This window comes from Methyloceanibacter sp. wino2 (assembly GCF_003071365.1).
GTDB lineage: Bacteria > Pseudomonadota > Alphaproteobacteria > Rhizobiales > Methyloligellaceae > Methyloceanibacter.
The window spans coordinates 1,528,982-1,546,462 of the sequence record NZ_CP028960.1; the positions used below are offsets into that span (position 1 = coordinate 1,528,982).

General features: G+C 63.6%; 14 protein-coding genes and 2 pseudogenes. 10 read left to right on the forward strand and 6 right to left on the reverse strand.

Annotated features, from left to right (window positions below; genetic code table 11):
• Positions 1-41 precede the first annotated feature (41 nt).
• The 3 genes from DCY11_RS07105 to DCY11_RS07115 are packed head-to-tail and all read right to left on the reverse strand — an operon-like array spanning position 42 to position 6,503.
• Positions 42-2,822 (reverse strand): [protein-PII] uridylyltransferase, encoded by a 2,781-nt coding sequence (locus tag DCY11_RS07105; protein ID WP_108682226.1) that lies wholly within the window; start codon positions 2,820-2,822, stop codon positions 42-44.
• A gap of 25 nt (positions 2,823-2,847) precedes the next feature.
• Positions 2,848-5,568 (reverse strand): DNA mismatch repair protein MutS, encoded by a 2,721-nt coding sequence (gene mutS, locus DCY11_RS07110; protein ID WP_245409506.1) that lies wholly within the window; start codon positions 5,566-5,568, stop codon positions 2,848-2,850.
• Between the two features lie 23 nt (positions 5,569-5,591).
• Positions 5,592-6,503 carry a DUF6869 domain-containing protein gene (locus DCY11_RS07115; protein ID WP_108682228.1) on the reverse strand — a complete coding sequence of 304 codons (912 nt, stop codon included), beginning with the start codon at positions 6,501-6,503 and terminating at the stop codon, positions 5,592-5,594.
• 146 nt (positions 6,504-6,649) lie between these two features.
• Here DCY11_RS07115 and rph point away from each other — a divergent pair, with 146 nt between their 5' ends.
• The 6 genes from rph (at position 6,650) to gshB (ending at position 11,572) form a co-directional block, all read left to right on the forward strand.
• Positions 6,650-7,363: a ribonuclease PH gene (rph, locus tag DCY11_RS07120; protein ID WP_108683726.1), complete on the forward strand. Its 714-nt coding sequence runs from the start codon at positions 6,650-6,652 to the stop codon at positions 7,361-7,363.
• Positions 7,356-8,009, forward strand: a complete 654-nt coding sequence (gene rdgB / locus DCY11_RS07125; RefSeq protein WP_245409485.1) for an RdgB/HAM1 family non-canonical purine NTP pyrophosphatase — start codon at positions 7,356-7,358, stop codon at positions 8,007-8,009. The genes rph and rdgB overlap by 8 nt, the downstream gene beginning before the upstream one ends.
• Complete coding sequence (gene hemW / locus DCY11_RS07130) at positions 7,978-9,159, forward strand: radical SAM family heme chaperone HemW (protein ID WP_108682232.1); 1,182 nt, start codon at positions 7,978-7,980, stop codon at positions 9,157-9,159. Before rdgB ends, hemW begins: the two co-directional genes overlap by 32 nt.
• A 74-nt stretch (positions 9,160-9,233) precedes the next feature.
• Positions 9,234-10,160, forward strand: a complete 927-nt coding sequence (gene rsmI, locus DCY11_RS07135) for a 16S rRNA (cytidine(1402)-2'-O)-methyltransferase (protein WP_245409486.1) — start codon at positions 9,234-9,236, stop codon at positions 10,158-10,160.
• On the forward strand, positions 10,157-10,516 hold the full coding sequence (locus DCY11_RS07140) for a YraN family protein (RefSeq protein WP_108682234.1): 360 nt from the start codon (positions 10,157-10,159) through the stop codon (positions 10,514-10,516). Before rsmI ends, DCY11_RS07140 begins: the two co-directional genes overlap by 4 nt.
• Positions 10,517-10,624: 108 nt before the next feature.
• A complete protein-coding gene (gshB, locus tag DCY11_RS07145) occupies positions 10,625-11,572 on the forward strand; it encodes a glutathione synthase (protein WP_108682236.1) in 948 nt (315 codons plus the stop codon).
• Here gshB and DCY11_RS07150 read toward each other — a convergent pair.
• Complete coding sequence (locus tag DCY11_RS07150) at positions 11,569-11,772, reverse strand: 2TM domain-containing protein (RefSeq protein ID WP_108682239.1); 204 nt, start codon at positions 11,770-11,772, stop codon at positions 11,569-11,571. The two genes, gshB and DCY11_RS07150, sit on opposite strands and share 4 nt — an antisense overlap.
• 122 nt (positions 11,773-11,894) lie before the next feature.
• Here DCY11_RS07150 and DCY11_RS07155 point away from each other — a divergent pair.
• The 3 genes and pseudogenes from DCY11_RS07155 to DCY11_RS07165 all read left to right on the forward strand — a co-directional run.
• A pseudogene (locus tag DCY11_RS07155) lies at positions 11,895-12,542 on the forward strand (magnesium chelatase domain-containing protein); the annotation flags it as partial.
• A gap of 117 nt (positions 12,543-12,659) precedes the next feature.
• The gene (locus tag DCY11_RS07160) at positions 12,660-13,019 is read left to right on the forward strand and encodes a hypothetical protein (RefSeq protein ID WP_108682243.1); all 360 of its coding nucleotides are present in this window, start codon (positions 12,660-12,662) and stop codon (positions 13,017-13,019) included.
• Positions 13,000-13,638 (forward strand): helix-turn-helix transcriptional regulator, encoded by a 639-nt coding sequence (locus DCY11_RS07165; protein WP_208430517.1) that lies wholly within the window; start codon positions 13,000-13,002, stop codon positions 13,636-13,638. The genes DCY11_RS07160 and DCY11_RS07165 overlap by 20 nt, the downstream gene beginning before the upstream one ends.
• A 378-nt stretch (positions 13,639-14,016) precedes the next feature.
• On the opposite strand, the gene DCY11_RS07170 is transcribed toward DCY11_RS07165, so the two are convergent.
• Positions 14,017-14,847, reverse strand: coding sequence for a ParB/RepB/Spo0J family partition protein (locus tag DCY11_RS07170; RefSeq protein ID WP_108682247.1), 831 nt, complete (start codon positions 14,845-14,847; stop codon positions 14,017-14,019).
• A complete protein-coding gene (locus DCY11_RS07175) occupies positions 14,847-16,505 on the reverse strand; it encodes a recombinase family protein (protein ID WP_108682249.1) in 1,659 nt (552 codons plus the stop codon). Before DCY11_RS07175 ends, DCY11_RS07170 begins: the two co-directional genes overlap by 1 nt.
• A gap of 22 nt (positions 16,506-16,527) precedes the next feature.
• On the opposite strand from DCY11_RS07175, the pseudogene DCY11_RS07180 reads away from it, so the two are divergent.
• Positions 16,528-17,433 (forward strand): annotated as a pseudogene (locus tag DCY11_RS07180) (YifB family Mg chelatase-like AAA ATPase); the annotation flags it as partial.
• Positions 17,434-17,481: the final 48 nt, after the last annotated feature.

Sequence of the window (17,481 nt, forward strand, 5' to 3'; positions counted from 1 at the left end):
GCCATCTGCACGCGGGACTTAGGAGTAATCGGGGCCAGGGGTCACAATACCTCCAGCTCCGGCTCTTGGGTTTCTACAAGCACGCGGGTCAGGCGCTCGCGGATGAGGGACTCGCGGCTCGAACTCCTGATCTTCTTGCCGGTCAGGTCCGTCACATAAAACACGTCCACGGCCTTCTCGCCGAAGGTCGCGATATGCGCCGACGCAATGTCGAGATTGAGGTTCGATATTTCGCGCGTGATCTCGTACAGCAGGCCGGGACGGTCGAGCCCGTTGATCTCGATCACCGTCAGCGCATCGGACAGCGTGTTGTCGATAATCACTTGCGGCTCGACGGAGAAGGCGGACAGGCGCGAGGTGCTCAGCACCTTCGCCTTGATGACATCGACCACGTCGGTTTCGCCCATGAGCATGCGCTCGATGGAGTTCGCGATCTTCCGGGCGCGCCGCTCCTCGTCCTCGGCGTGATCGAACTCGCGCTGGAGATGGATGGTGTCGAGGGCCATGCCGTCGCGCGTCGTCGAGATCTGCGCATCGGCGATGTTGGCGCCGGCGCCCGTACAAGCACCGGCCACCATGGCAAGCAGCCAGGGATGGTTCGGCGCAAGCAGGGTAAGCTGCGTGACCCCGCGGAACGCATCCGTCGCAATGTGCGTCGCAATCACGCTGTTCTGCTGCTCCGCCGAGCGCATGAGTTCGGCGTGCTCCACGATGACGTCGAGATCGGTCCGGAGCCAGTAGGCCGGATAGTGCCGGTCGACGAAGCGGTCCAGCTCCTCTCGAGGCCAGTCGGCGAGTCTCTCGCGCAAAGCTCCTTGCGTCCGCTGCAGCCGCTGCGACCGCGTAAGCTCCGTGTGCCCCCCGCCGAGGATCGGCTCAACCTCGTAATAGAGTGTCCGCAAGAGCTGCCCTTTCCAGCCCGTCCAGGTCCCGGGCCCGACGGCGCAGATGTCGCAAACCGTCAGAATAAGAAGCAGTTTGAGCCGCTCCCGGCTCTGCACGATCGCGACGAAATCGCTGATCGTCTTCGGATCGTTGAGGTCGCGGCTCTGTGCGAACAGGCTCATGGTGAGGTGCTGCTCGACGAGCCAGGACACCGTCTCGGTCTCCGATGGCGTTAACCCCAAGCGCGGGCACAATTCGCGGGCTATGCGCGCCCCGGCGATGGAATGGTCCTCGTCGCGCCCTTTGGCCACGTCGTGGAGCAGCGCCGCAACATAGAGCGCGCGGCGGTTATCGATGGTCTTGATGATCTCACTCGCGAGCGGGTGCTCTGCGGCCAGTTTTCCACGCTCGATGGCATCGAGATAGCCGACCGTACGGACCAGATGCTCGTTGACCGTGAAGTGGTGATACATGTTGAACTGCATCATCGACACGACCCGCCCCCACTCGGGCAGAAAGCGGCCGAGCACGCCGGCTTCGGTCATCTTGCGCAAGGCGACTTCCGGATCGCGGGCCGATGTCAGCAGCTTCAGGAACAACTTGTTGGCGGTCGGGTCCTGGCGCAGGTCTTCGTCGATGTAACGAAAGTTCGCGCGGATCTGGCGCAGCACTTCGGGCGACAGCGCGGCCTGGCTCTCGTCCGCCACTACGAAGAGCCGGATGAAGTTCACCGGGTCGGTCTTGAAGGCGTCCTTGGCGACCGCGGAGATCCGGCCGTTGTCGATTCGGAAGTCGGACGTCCGACGCAGCTTGGCGCGGCGGCGCCAATCGAACGGCGCCAGGAGCGCATCGAGCGAGGGGACCGACTTCAGCTGTTTGAGCTCGAGCGCCGTACACACGATGCGCGTTAACTGGCCCACCTCCAGCGCGATCATAAAGTAGTGCTTCATGAAGCGCTCGACACCACTGAGGCCCGCGTGATCCCGATAGCCGAGCCTTTCGGCCATCGCGCGCTGCAGATCGAAGCTCAGCCGGTCTTCTTCCCGGTCCGTCAGAAAGTGCAGGTGACAGCGGACCGTCCACAGAAAGAACTCGCAGCGGCGAAAGCTGGCATATTCGGCATGCGTGAAAACGCCGGCCTCGACGAACTCCTCCTCGGCCTGATCGGGATAAATGTGCTTGGCCAGCCAATGCAGCGTGTGCAGATCGCGCAGGCCGCCCGTACCTTCCTTGATGTTCGGTTCGACGAGGTAACGGGACGCACCCGAGCGCGAATGGCGCGCGTGCTGCTCGGCGAGCTTCGCCTCGACGAACGCGCGCGCATCCACATCGAGCACTTCGCGGCGATAGCGGTGCAGAAACTCGGCGAAGAGCTTCTCGTCGCCGAGGATCAATCGCGCATCGAGCAGCGCCGTGCGGATCGTCATATCGGCCATGCTGAGCCGCACACATTGGCTGATCGTGCGCGCTGCATGTCCCACCGTGAAGCCGAGGTCCCACAGCAGATACAGAATGTATTCCGCGACGCTCTCACCCCAGGCGGTCTGCTTGTAGGGGAGCAGGAACAGCAGGTCGATGTCGGACCCCGGCGCGAGCAGGCCACGCCCGTAACCGCCTTGTGCGACCACGGCCATGCGCTCCGACTTGGACGGGTTTTCGGCCCGGTAGACGTGGCGCGTGGTGAAGTCGTAAGCCAGCCGGATCAACTCGTCCTGAAAGGCGGACAGGCCCGCGGCGCAGGCGCGGCCGTCCCCGTCGTCGTCCAGCTGGGCCTTCGCCAATGCGCGGGCCTCTTCCACCCGTGGCTTGAGGAACTCGACCAGCGCCGCACGCATCTGCATGTCTTGGCCGGCATGCTTGCGCGCTACGGCATCTGCTTCTTCGCGCAACAGGTCGAAATCGAAATAAGGAGATCTTTTGATAACGGCTTGGTCCATAGAGGCAGACTTTAGCATAACCACGCTAGGCATCGTCTTCCAACAGCGCCCGCAGGCGATACAGCGCCTCGATGGCCTCTTTCGGCGTCATGGCGTCCGGATTGAAGCCCCGCAGCGCCTCTTCCAGCCTGGACGGCGACGAAGCCGCTTCTTGCGCCGCGGCCGCCTGAAACAGCGGCAGATCGCCGGCAAGATCGGTGGGTTTGGGACGGCCGTCGGCCTTTTCCAGCTCGGCGAGGACCGCGCCCGCGCGCTTCAATACCGGCGCTGGCAGCCCCGCCAGCTTGGCCACATGGATACCATAGGACCGGTCGGCGGCACCCATTTTCACCCGGTACAGGAAGACGATCTCCTCACGCCATTCCTTGACCTCGACGGTCGCGTTGGCGGCATGCGGGAGCCTGTCCGCAAGCGCCGTCAGTTCGTGATAGTGGGTCGCGAACAGCACGCGCGACTTGTTGACCTCATGAAGATATTCGAGCGCGGCCCACGCAATCGACAACCCGTCGAAGGTCGCCGTGCCGCGTCCGATTTCGTCGAGCACCACGAAGGACCGGGGCGTCGCCTGGTTCAGAATCGCGGCGGTCTCGACCATTTCGACCATGAAAGTGGAGCGACCGCGCGCAAGATCATCCGCGGCGCCGACGCGGCTGAAGAGCCTGTCGACAAGGCCGATATGGGCGGACTTCGCCGGTACGAATGCGCCCGCTTGCGCCAACACCACGATCAGTGCGTTCTGGCGCAGAAACGTCGATTTGCCGCCCATGTTGGGGCCTGTGACCACGAGCGCACTCGGAGCCTCGTTGCGGTCGCCCTCACCGCCGCATAGCCGGCAATCGTTGCCGATGAAGTCGCCGGCCTGCTCGCGCCGCAAGGTCTGCTCCACCATCGGGTGACGGCCCTCCTCGATCGCAAACACGGCGCTGTCGTCAACGCGGGGGCGCACATAGCGCAATTCGACCGCGAGCTCCGCGAGCCCCGCATAGTGATCGAGTTCGGCCAGCGCGGCGCTGGCCGCCGACAGTTGCCGCTCCGCGGCCATGACCTCGGCCGTGAGCTTGGCGAAGATCTCGAGTTCCAGCGCCAGCGCCCGGTCGGCGGCGGATGTGATCTTGGACTCAAGATCCGAGAGTTCGGTCGTCGAGAATCGCACCGCGTTCGCCATGGTCTGGCGGTGAATGAAGGTTTCCGCATGCGGCGGCGCCGTGAGCGTCGGCGCATGGAGCGCGGTAACCTCGACGAAATAGCCGAGCACGTTGTTGTGCCGGACCTTGAGCGACTTGATGCCGGTGGCCTCGGCATACGTCGCCTGCAAGCCGGCGATGACTTTGCGGCTGCCATCGCGCAAGGCGCGCAGCTCATCGAGACCGGCATCGTATCCGGGCTGCACGAAGCCTCCATCCCGCGCATTGACGGGCAACTCTTCGGCAAGGGCGGCAGACAACGACGTCGCCACGTCCGCCGGCGCTTGCGCCAGGCGTTCGGCGATCCCCATCAGTTCGCGCGGCAGGCCCAGCGCGTCGCCGGCGCTGAGGAGCCGGGCCGCGAGCGCGTGCGCCGCCCCGATTGCAGCGCCCACAGCGCCGAGATCGCGCGGCGTACCGCGGCCGAACGCGAGGCGTGAAAGCGAACGGGCGAGGTCCGGCGCGGCTTTCAAGGCATCCCGCAGGTCCTGACGCAGGCGCGGCTCGTCGGCGAGATAGCCCACGGCGTCGAGCCGGGCGTTGACCAGGGCAACGTCCGTGAGGGGGCTGGAGATGCGGCTGGCCAGTTCGCGCGCGCCGGCCGCCGTGACGGTCCGGTCGATCGCCGCCAGAAGACTGCCCGCCCGCGTCCCTTGGTTCGACCGGACGAGTTCGAGATTGGTGCGCGTCGCCGCATCGATCAGCAGCAGCCGGTCCGCCGATTCCCGGCGCGGCGGACGCAAGAGCGGCATGCGGCCGACCTGGGTGAGCTCCACATAGGTGAGGAGACCGGCAAGCGCCGCGAGTTCCGCCCGCGAGAAATCGCCGAACGCGTCGAGCGTCGCTACGCCGAGACGCTCTTTCAGCGCGCGCTCGCCGCGAGCCGAATCGAAATGGGCGCGCGGGCAGGGCGTGAGCGCAGCCCCGGCTTCATCGATGCGCGCACGGATGTCGGCATCGCTCGCGAGATCCTCGCCGACGAGGACCTCACCGGGGCGGATGCGCGCCAGCTCGCCCGGTATGTCCGTGAGTTTGCAGGTCGCCGCGATCAACTCGCCCGTCGAGATATCGATCGAGGCGAGCGCCAGACGCGGCTCGGCGCCGTCGCCTTGCGGCTCGCGGAACAGGGCCGTGAGGAAGTTGTGGGCGCGCGCATCCAGCAGCGACTCCTCGGTCAGCGTTCCGGGCGTCACCAGGCGCACGACGTCGCGGCGGACGACCGCCTTCGCGCCCCGCTTCTTGGCCTCGGCCGGGTCTTCGGTTTGCTCGCACACGGCGACGCGGTGACCCAGCGCGATGAGCTTCTGCAGATAGTCATCGGCGGCATGGACGGGTACGCCGCACATGGGAATGTCCTCGCCGAGGTGTTTGCCGCGCTTGGTGAGCGCGATCCCGAGCGCGCGCGAGGCAACCGAGGCGTCCTCGAAGAACATCTCGTAGAAATCGCCCATGCGATAGAAGAGGAGGCTGTCGGCGTTGGCGGCTTTGATTTCGAGGTACTGCGCCATCATCGGCGTGACGCCTTCGGGCGCGCGGAACGGCTCTTTCGTACCGCCGATCATCGTGCCTGTTTCCGCGTCTGTCTTCATGGCCGTCTCTGACCGCATGCCCATTTGAGTCGCGCGACCACCTGCGCGCTCAACTGATCGAACCACACGCCGCACAACAGATCCTGGAACTCCGGATTGTCCGCGGCCTCGGCCACCACCGCATCGACGACCGGGCCGTCGTCATAGGGTATCAGGTCCTCCAGCATCCCGGCGGAAAGGATGCCGAGCAGGTTCGGGTTGTCTTCGATCTCGAGAATGGCTTTCACCAAGGCCAAGGCCTTCAACGGCTCGCTTCCGGTCAGGGTGTGCTGGTAATCGTAGAGGTCGTACCACTGATGGTCGCGCTCGATCTCGATATTGGAGCGCGACATGATCTCTACCCATTTCGTGGCAAGTTCCGGGAGCGGCAGCGCCTCGAACGCGACCGGCTCGGACTTGGGATACGCTGCCTCTTCCCAGGCGCGATAGGCGGGCTCGTCGCAGATCGGCAGGAGACGCCGCGCCAAATCCGGATCGTCCACCTTGCCGTTCCTTATGGACGCCGCCTGGCGGCCCATCAGCCACCGCAGACGCGGCTGCCGCAGCGCAAGCTCTTGCAGGAGAGGCGTCGCCACCGAGGCGCGGAAGACAAGAAGCTGACCGAGCGGCTTGCCCTTGGCGATCAGATTGAGCACCTCCTCGTCCGGCTCGTGTTGCAGCGCCGCCTCGATGAACGCGACTCCCTGCTCGGGGTCGTCGTGCGACAGGCGGTCGAAATGGGTGAAGAACGCATAGACGCCGGGTGTTCGATCCCGGAACTTCGTCGTGCAGACCTCACGCCAGGCACGGACCCAGTCGGTCATGGGCATCGCGTCGATCCGCGCGGCGACCTCGTAGTAGGCGGGCACGGGATCGAGCGCGGCGCCCGAGGGGTCGCAGAACCCCAAAATTTCGTCGCACCAGGCCATCAAAGCGTCCTAGCTTCTCACCGTCGGGCGCACAAGGGCGCGCCCCATGACAGTTGGGGAGGACAGTGGGGGAAAGGGCTTCCCGCGCCTCACCGCGTCCTCTAGGGTGCGCGGCCTCACCGCTATTTCCGAGGAGAGCTGCCATCATTCGCCCGTCCAAACGCGCACCCGACACGTTGCGCCCCGTGAGCCTCGAACGCGCGGCCTCGCGCCACGCCGAGGGCTCCTGCCTCGTCCGTTTCGGCGAGACTCATGTCTTATGCACCGCCTCGGTCGCCGAATCGGTTCCCCCGTGGCTCAAGGGGTCCGGGCGAGGCTGGGTCACGGCCGAGTACGGCATGCTGCCGCGCTCTACTCACGACCGCACCCGCCGCGAGGCGGCCGCCGGCAAGCAGTCCGGGCGGACCCAGGAAATTCAGCGGCTGATCGGTCGCTCCTTGCGGGCGGTGACCAATCTGGCCGGGATGCCGGACAAGCAGATCGTGGTCGACTGCGATGTGCTGCAGGCCGACGGCGGCACGCGCACTGCCTCCATCACGGGGGCCTGGGTCGCGCTCCATGACGCGCTCGCCTGGATGGAGGCGCGCAGCATGATCAAGAGCGGCGTCCTGCGCGATCACGTGGCGGCCGTCTCCTGCGGCCTCTATGGCGGCGAACCCGTGCTCGATCTCGACTACGCCGAGGACTCCGAAGCCGATGCGGACGCGAACTTCGTCATCACCGGCAAAGGCGGAATCGTCGAGGTGCAGGGAACGGCCGAGACCGAACCGTTCAGCCAAGAACAGTTCGATGCGCTGATGGGCCTTGCGCGCGCCGGCATCGCCGACCTCGTCGAACTCCAGAAGATGACGATTGCCTGAGGAGGCAAATGTGCTCAGTCCCGGCGTCCTCCATCCCGGCTCAAAAATCGTGGTCGCCAGCCACAACGAGGGCAAGGTGCGCGAGCTCGGCGAGCTGTTCGAACCGCTCGGCATCACGTGCATCTCGGCGGGCAGTCTCGGTCTGCCGGAGCCGGAGGAGACCGGCGACACGTTCGAGGCCAACGCGCTGCTCAAGGCCCATGCGGCGGCACGCGGGTCCGGCATGATAGCGCTGGCAGACGATTCCGGGCTCGAAGTCGACGCGCTCGGCGGCGATCCCGGTATTCACTCGGCGCGATGGGGCGGCCCGAACAAGGATTTCGCGCTTGCCATGCGGAAGGTGCACGAGGCGTTGGAAGCCACCGGCGGTGCCTTCAGCCACGCCAACTTCACCTGCGCTCTGGCGCTCGCGGCCCCCAACGGCGAAGAAGCCGTTTTCACGGGTAAGGTCTTCGGGCATATCCAATGGCCTCCGCGTGGGGAGCGGGGCTTCGGCTATGATCCCATCTTCGTGCCTGAGGACTACAAGGAGACGTTCGGCGAGATGGATCCATCCCTCAAGAACGACCTGTCTCACCGTATGCGCGCCTTCGAACAGCTGATCGAGGCGACCTATGCTAAAGCCGACGACGAAAACGCAGTCTGACGCCAAATACGGCGAGCCGTTCGGCGTCTACGTGCACTGGCCGTTCTGCGCGGCCAAGTGCCCCTATTGCGACTTCAACTCCCATGTCCGCCACGGCGGCATCGATCAGGATCGTTTCCTCGCCGCCTATCTCAAGGAGCTGGCGCATTTCGCTGCGCTCGCACCGGGACGCACGGTGACGAGCATATTCTTCGGCGGCGGCACGCCCTCGCTCATGGCGCCGCGCGTCACCGGCGCCATCCTGGACGCCATCGCCAAGTACTGGACGCTGGACGAGGCCGCGGAGATCACGCTCGAGGCCAATCCCACGAGCGTCGAGGCGGAGAACTTCCGGGGTTACGCGGCCGCCGGCGTCAACCGGTTGTCGCTGGGCGTCCAGGCGCTGGACGATGCCAGTCTGAAGTCTCTCGGCCGCATGCACACGGCCGAGGAGGCGCTCGCCGCCTTCGCACTGGCGCGGGAATGTTTCGACCGGATCTCGTTCGATCTCATCTATGCGCGCGAAGGGCAGTCTCTCGATGCTTGGCGGGAGGAACTGTCGCGCGCGCTGACCTTCGCCGCCGATCATCTCTCGCTTTATCAACTGACCATCGAGGACGGGACGCCGTTCGCCGCGCTGCACGAGGCGGGTCGTTTGCACGTGCCCGAGGGCGAGACGGCGCGGGCGATGTATCTGGCGACCCAGGAGCTTTGCGAAGCGGCGGGGCTGCCCGCCTACGAGGTTAGCAATCACGCCGTGCCGGGGGCCGAATCCCGTCACAACCTCGTCTATTGGCGCGGGCACGACTATGCAGGCGTCGGCGCGGGCGCCCATGCGCGCATCACGGCGGACGGCACGAAACGGGCGCTCTCCACGTTGCGGCTCCCCGAAGACTGGCTCGGGCAAGTCGAGGCGCGCGGGCACGGCCTTGTCAGCGACGAGCCGCTCAGCGCGCGTGAAGCGGCCGAAGAGTATCTGTTGATGGCCTTGCGGCTGGCCGAGGGCATGGATGTGTCCCGCTTTGAAGATTTCGCCGGCGAGCCGCTCGACGAGACCCGCATCGACGCACTCGCCGCCGAAGGGTTGCTCGTCCGGAACGGCACGCGGCTCACGGCGACACCGGCGGGGCGGCTCGTGCTGGAACGGCTGATCCTGGAACTTGCCGCCTGAAGCCCACGTGCGGAGCCACGCGAATCCGCCTAAATTCCCAACTCCCGGAATACGACGCGAGAGAAAGACGGAGCTTGTTGCAGGACCACGGAACAACGGAAGCCAATGCCAGAACGGTCGCCCGAGCCAGTGAGGCGCTGGCCGAGCTATTGGACCGGCCGCTCCCGGCGGGGCTCTATCTCGTGGCGACCCCGATCGGCAATCTTGCCGACATCTCCTTGCGCGCGCTTGCGGTCCTGTCCCGCGCCCCGCTGATCGCGGCGGAAGACACGCGGCACTCCCGCAAGCTGCTGTCGCACTACAACATCTCCGCCGAACTCACGCCCTATCACGAGCACAATGCTGCGCGCGAACGCCCGAAGCTGCTGGCCCGGATCGAGGCCGGCTATGCCGTGGCGCTGATCTCCGACGCCGGGACGCCCCTCGTCTCGGACCCTGGCTACAAGCTCGTGCGCGAGGCGCTCGATGCGGGGCTGATGGTGACCAGCATTCCCGGGCCCTCGGCGGCGCTGGCGGCGCTGACGAGCGCCGGGCTCCCGACCGACTCTTTTCTGTTCGGCGGATTCCTGCCGCCGAAGTCCGGACCGCGCCAGGCGCGTCTCACGGCGCTCAAGGACACGCCCGCAACGCTGATCTTCTTCGAGACGGCGCCGCGCCTCGCCAAGAGCCTTGCCGACATGAATGCGGTGTTGGGACCGCGCGAGGCGGTGATCGCGCGCGAACTCACCAAGCTGCACGAGACCCTGCATCGCGGGACGCTGGATGCGCTCGCGGGCGAGATCGAAGCGCAGCCGGTCAAAGGTGAGGTGGCCGTGGTGATCGCGCCGCCACGCGCCGAGGAGGGGCAAGTTGACGATGCGCGCCTCACGGCGGACTTGGAGGCCGCGCTTGAGACCATGAGCTTCCGCGATGCGGTGCGCGCGGTGACGGATGCGCACGGCGTAAAACGCGCGCGGGTCTATGAGCTGGGGCTGTCTTTGACGAAACGGGACAGGTCATGAGCCGCGCCCGTACACGCGCCTATCGCGACGGCCTCATGGCCGAGACGCTCACCGCCTGGCTCTTCCGCCTCAAAGGCTATCGCATCGTGGCGAAGCGTTACCGCTCGCCGGTGGGGGAAATCGATCTCGTCGCCACCAAAGGCGAGCGGCTCGCCTTCGTCGAAGTGAAGCATCGCAAGACCCACGACGAGGCGGCCTTTTCCGTGACGGCGCGGCAGAAGCGGCGCATCGTTCGCGCCGCCCAATATTGGATCGCAAGCCATCCGGACTTCGTCGGCCGCGACATCGCCTTCGACGTGGTGCTGTGCGCCCCCTGGACCCTGCCGCAGCACGTGGAAAACGCGTTCCCCGTGTGAGCGACACGGCGGCGGATGTGCCGCGCTTGAAATGTGCTGCCCCAGCGCGCAAGTTCCGCGGAACTTGCCCTGGCCCCTCATCTTGGCCCCCAGACCTGACAGGACATCATGGCCCTCAAAGTCGCCTTCCAAATGGATCCCATCGAGCTGATCGACATCAACGGGGATTCGACTTTCGCGTTGCTCTTGGAGGCGCAGAGCCGCGGCCACGACGTCTTCTACTACACGCCGCCCAATCTCTCGCTGAAGGACGGCCGGCTGATCGCGTTCGGCCACAGCCTGACGGTCGAGGACAAGCCGGGCGATCATTACCGGCTCGCCCATCCGCGCAGCGTGGACCTCGCCGAGTTCGATGTGGTGCAGCTCCGCCAGGACCCGCCCTTCGACATGGCCTATATCACCACGACACATCTGCTGGAGCGCCTGCAGCCCGGCACGCTCGTGGTCAACGATCCGGCCTCCGTGCGCAATGCGCCGGAGAAGGTCTTCGTCCTCGACTTCCTCGATCTCATGCCGCCGACGCTCGTGACCCGGTCCCCGGACGAGATCCGCGCCTTCCGCGCCGAGCACAAGGACATCGTCGTGAAGCCGCTTTACGGCAACGGCGGCGCCGCGATCTTCCGCATCGCCGAGGGCGACACCAATCTCAATTCGTTGATTGAGCTTCTCGGCCAGACCTTCCGCGAACCCATCATGGTGCAGCGATACCTGCCGAGCGTGCGCGCGGGCGACAAGCGTATCATCCTGGTCGACGGCGAGGTGGCCGGCGCCATCAACCGCGTGCCGGCGGCGGACGAGACGCGCTCGAACCTGCATGTCGGCGGCACGGCGAAAAAGACCACGCTCACTCCGCGCGAGGAGGAAATCTGCGCGCGGCTCGCACCCGAGCTTAAGAAGCGCGGGCTGATCTTCACCGGCATCGACGTGATTGGGGACTACCTCACCGAGATCAACGTCACCTCGCCGACAGGCATTCGGCAGGTCAAGGAGTTCGGCGGCAACGACATCGCCGCCATGATCTGGGACGTGGTCGAGAACAAGGTGGCCGCGCGCTAAGACCTGTCGCGCTGTCGCGCGCGACAGCGCCAAACGGCCAGCGCATGGGCGCCCAGCCCGATGCCCCAGCCAACCGCCACCCACACGAACCAGTGGCGCGGCGGATCATGCGACAGCGCCAGCGCGGCACACAGCCCGACGACGGCGAGGTAGACGCCGGCGTGGATAAAGAATCCGAGCGGGATCGAATCGTTCTTCATCGGAGGAGACAAACACGATCGCACCGGATTTGGCAGACCCGGCGTTTGTTCTCTTAATGTTCTTGCGCCTGCCTACCCGCTGAGATAGCATTGCCCTCGAAGATCAAACGGGGGTTCGCCGCATGTTCGCGCGGGTTACGACGGTTGCATTCGAGGGCATAGAAGCCCGCGCGGTCGATGTGCAGGTGCAGATCAGCTCCGGGATGCCGGCCTTCACCATCGTTGGCCTGCCCGACAAGGCTGTCGCGGAAAGCCGCGAACGGGTGCGCGGTGCGCTGAACGCCATAGGGCTGGCGCTGCCGCCCAAACGCATCACCGTCAATCTCGCCCCCGCCGACCTCCCCAAGGAAGGCAGCCATTACGATCTGCCCATCGCCCTCGGGGTGATGGCTTCCGCCGGGGCAATTGCGCCGGACGCGATCGAGGGCCACTGCGTCCTTGGTGAACTGGCGCTCGACGGCTCGATCGCGGCCATTGCGGGCGCGCTGCCGGCGGCCGTTGGCGCCAATGCGATGGACAAGGGGCTGATCTGCCCCGGGCCCTGCGGCGCGGAAGCCGCCTGGGCCGCCGCCGATATGCCGATCCTGGCCCCGGCGGATCTGCTGCAGCTCATCAACCATTTCAAAGGCCTCCAGACCTTGCGGCGGCCCGAGCCCAATCTGGAGCCGGAAGATGAAGCGATGCCGGATCTGGCCGACATCAAGGGGCAGGAAACCGCGAAGCGCGCCCTGGAAGTGGCGGCCGCCGGCGGGCATCACTTTTTCATGTTGAGTTTTCAATGCCAAATCCGGCCATCAGACCGAAAAAACTTGACCCAAGATCATTTTTTAACTTGATCTTAGATCAACCATCACCACATACTCATCAGAATTCAAGAGGTTCGAACTATGGCGCGAGATTCCGACGGGCCGCCGCAGGGGCACACGGCAACGAACCCCAGCCCGCGGCAAGAAGAAATTTGGATACGGGCGTTCGTTGAGTACTCGGGCACAGGCGGTGTCACGTGTTTTTGTCAGGCTGATATGGGCGGGGTGTCGCTGACGCGGGCTATCGAGGCCTTGCAGTTGGGCGAATGCGTCCTCAGTTCGAAGTGCGAAGGCCCGGGAGCTATTTGTGTTTTTGAGCATGAGTCTGAGGACGACACGGTGGAGGTGACCGTGTTTTTTGACAGTTCGATTCATGCGCTTGAGATTCGTGCAGCGTGCGTGGTTAAGGAGGAAAATGAAGGTGAACCAGATGCAGCATGACTTCGTTGACGGTCCTGTTGCACGGGACTACAGCGAAATGTTGGGAACACCATTCAAGGTTTTCTTGAGCAATGGTGTCGAGGAGAAGATAGATAAGAAATCTGGGAAGTTGAAGACCAGCATAGTTGACCTTCCTGGTCTTATTGCAACCATCGTCCAAGCGCGGGTGTTGCATCCGAGGAAGTTCTCTGGGAAAGACCTAAAGTACATTAGGTCGGCGCTTGCGATGCGGTCTTTTCAGGTCGCAGAAGCGCTCGATATCTCGCCGGAACATTATAGTAGGTGTGAGTCTGGCACTAAGACTCTCTCTACTTCCGCAGAGAAGCTATTGCGGATGTGCGCCTTCTATCTTGCCCAGTGCAAGGACGTCTCCTTTCTGGAGGAGCGGAAGGAAGCTAAGTCGGTATCCGAACTTTCCGATGAGGAGAGGGAGGCCGCAAGAGAAGCAGTTGGAGCTTTTCGAAGCGTATTTTTCGATATGAAGATCGAGAATGTCTTTGAAGCTGGCAAAGAATTGGAGCTTTCGTTTTCTCGAGGCTGTCGAGAGCACATAGAGGACGAAAGTTGTAACGACGAACGCGGTAAGTGGCGGGAACGCCATGAGAAGGTAGCCGCCTAAGACCGGATACAATGGAAGCGACCTAGAACCTAACAAGAGCCCCGCGCCTATTGGTTTGCGGGGCTTTTCTTTGCCGCTCAGACCGTCTGGCTCGATAGCAGCATGAGCCTCTCCGAATGATGGCCAAATCGGTCTATTGGCCGATAATCCACCTTCCAAAAACGGCTAAACCCTAGTATACCTCAGTCTCCCGTCATGGCGGGAACCCATCTAGACCGATATTGACAGACTAGGTTCAAAACTTTCCCGATTTTCAATCTAAGAATGGTGGTTAAGACTATGACCTAATACCATATATATACATTTATAGACTTTTGATTGCATTATTATTGTTTTCTACTTACAGGACTGTGCAATTTGCACACTAGTGCTTGCACACTAGACATCGAACTCAGTCTCTACCTCGGAAAGCAACTCTACGTCTTTTCCCGTCCAGTAGTGGACTAGTTGCCCAGGAAAGTCCGAATTCAGGATTTCAAGGGCCATTGCCACGATATCGGCATGCGCCCCAAAGTCGGATGGGAGATGTTTCGCCCACTGACTTGCCCACTTCTGGGCCTTCAACTGCCGCCAATCTCCCTCGCAGTTGGCAGTTTGCTCATCAAACTGCAGCGTTCGGGCCTGTCGCCAAGTCATGGCGCCAGCCTGGGGGTGCTCTCCGAGAACCTTTGCCATCGTGGAGACCGTGCGTCTGCTTATGGTCGCCGCCTTGGCAATGGCCGACTGGCTCTCATCGCCCTGGCGAACGAGCCTCCAAGCCGCCTCAAGCTTGTCCCGAGTACTTATCGGCAGCTTGTTTTTTGAGTTGCGTTTGAGAGCCTCAACCTGAGCGCCCTTTAGGCCGCCATCGAAGTACTCGACGGGTACTGGCTGACACCAATCGACGCTGTGGTACGCGTCAAATCGATGGTGGCCGTCGAGGACGTAGAACCTAGCGCCTATCGGGGCGACCAGGAGCGGGTCTAGCGGAGAAGCGTTGTCGACCAGGACCCGCACAAGTTCCCTCATGTGTGCGTCGTCCGCCGTCTGTGTCAGCCGCAGGTCGCGCCACTGAAACACCTCCGGCGCGACATGTATTTGTCCGAGGTCCAGTTTGGGCGGCCTTTCTGTTGGCGGTCGCTCGACCCTCTCAGCCTCCCTGAGCGACTCGTAACCGATTCTGGATTCCCACGAAGGTCGCCTGATTTCGGGGTATGCTCTTGAGTTCATCAGCTCGCCCCTTCGCCATCAAACAAGCGGCAATGCCGCGACTGGAAACTAACATTATCCGTGGTCTGAGCACTGTGGTGCCAGTGTATCGAGAGGCTCGCAGCCTCCGGGTCCATGACTATCTTGCTAACCGCTTCCCGCAACGCCTTGTTGGCCTGTTCCACGTCAAGCGGACGCTGCGCTAGAGCGTCCCTGAGCGCAGCGAGCCTTCGCCCCACAAATGGCTGAGCCAATGCGTCTCTCCGGGCTAGAAGCTCTGCTAGGCTGTCTTGGGCTAAACGAAGCTCATCCTCCTTTTCCAGAAGCAGCCTGCGGAGCGCGGGGCTCTTCGCAACCAGCAATTCATCTGCCAAATCGCGGGCGTCATCGCTCAGCACGCCCACGATGATGTCCTGCGACTCAATCTCTTCTTCGAGTTCCGCGGAACTGAGCCCACGAGGCGCATCGCGGCAAATAGCCGTTGCGTTCGTGACCAGAGCATCCTCGACGTGTCGGTACGGGACGGCGCAATACGCGCAGTCACTAGCGCCCTTTCGGTGGGCCTCTGAACAAACTAGGTAGACGTACTTGCCCTTAGACACCCTGGTCACCAGACCGCCGCAACGGGCACATCGAATTACACCGGCAAAGATGGAAGCGGGCTTCCTCGACGCATTTCGACCTTTAGGGGCTACGGCCAGCATGCGAGCTCTGATGCGCCCAAAGACCTCAGGCTCTATGACAGTTGGAAAGTAACCCTCAATAGGTTCGAGCTTTTCGCGCTTGATTTTGCCATGACGGTCCTCGCGCTTTTGCTGCGGGGTGAAAGTGCCCACGACGGCCGGATTAGTGAGGAGCTTCTTTACGTAAGAACGGTGCCAGTGCTTTGCTTTGCGCTGCTTACCGCGTCCTCCCCAGGTTGGAATCTTCTGGTCGTTGAGCCAGGCAGCAATCCTATGCTGGCCCCAGCCTTCGTCGGCTTTGGCAAAAATGGTCCGCAGGACCTCGGCCCTTTCAGGGATAGCAACGTGCCTCTTCGCCGCATCATCCCACCGGAGCCACCCAGGAAGCATGCGGGTAAACGGCTCCGCTAGTCCGGCCTTGGCCTTAACTCGCTTGTTCTCATAAACCGCCAGCAGCCTTCTGGATTTCATCGCGCTCTCTTGATGGGCGCGTATGAAGCCAAGAGCCATGATGATGAACTCATGGCCACCGTCTTTTTGGAGGGTCTCGGCGTTGTAGACCTTCCCGTCGTAAGACAGGTCAACGAGGTTTATCCCCGCATGCACGATTTCGTGCATCTTGCCCACGGCCTGCCACACCGTTTCCCGACTAATGCGGTCAAGACTCTCAACGAGCAAATACGAGCCGGTGGCGATAACTCCGGTTCTCACCGCGTCGAGAAACTCGCCAAGCTTACCTGACTCTATGTTGAGGCCACGAAACGCGGAGGTCCCTAGGTCCTGGTATGTCAGCGTCTCGTCAAAATCGAGGTCATGCCGGGCGGCATACTCCCTAGCGGCTTCCATCTGTCTGCGTAGGCTGTCGCCACGAGCCTGCTCGGGGGTAGAGAACCGCACGTAGCTATAGGCCTTAGGCCGCAAAGCTAGACTCGCATCAGTCACTTTCGTTCCTCCACCAAGCCCCAGCGACAACGAACTGCTGAGGAGCAAAATCATGGGTCATAATTGTCATTCAAGCAATAACATTCTGATGGTGGGACCGCCGGGATCGGGCAAATCCATGCTCGCCAAACGCCTGCCCTCGATCCTGCCGCCTCTCGAACCCGCCGAAATGCTGGAAGTCAGCATGATCCGCAGCCTTGCCGGCGATCTTGCGGGAGGGCGGATCGGGCGCAACCGGCCCTTCCGCGCGCCTCACCATTCCGCCAGCATGGCCGCGCTGGTCGGCGGGGGCACCCGGCCCCGCCCCGGCGAAGTGGCGCTGGCCCATCTCGGCGTCCTGTTTCTCGACGAATTGCCCGAGTTCAACCCCCAGGTCCTCGACGCGCTGCGGCAGCCGCTCGAGAGCGGTGAGACGATCATCGCGCGGGCGAACCACCGCATCGCCTATCCCTCCCGGGTGCAACTCGTCGCCGCCATGAACCCCTGCCGTTGCGGCCACGCGGGCGAGCCGGGCCATGTCTGCCGCCAGGGGCAATCCTGCGCGGCGCGCTACCAGGCGCGCATCTCCGGGCCGCTGCTCGACCGGATTGACTTGCAGATCGAGGTGCCGGCCGTCTCTGCCGCCGATCTGGTGCTGCCGCGCGCCTCCGAAGGCAGCGCCGAGGTGCGGGAGCGCGTGGCTGCGGCACGGTCCATCCAAACGGCGCGCTACCGGAGCCTTGGCCTGCCGCAGGTGCGGACCAACGCGGAGGCCGACGGACAGGTTCTGGAGAAGGTGGCCACGCCCGATGCGCAAGGATTGGGACTCTTGCGCGATGCGGCGCGAACACTCTCTTTGAGCGCCCGCGGCTATCATCGGACCTTGCGCGTGGCACGCACGCTTGCGGACCTGGACGGGGCGGAGACCGTCTCCCGCATCCACATCGCCGAGGCGCTCAGCTATCGCGGCGAGGCCCTGCGCCGGACGAAAGTGGCGGCCTGAAGCCGCAATTCCGCACGATCCTCTCAAGAGTTTCTCAAACTTTCTCTG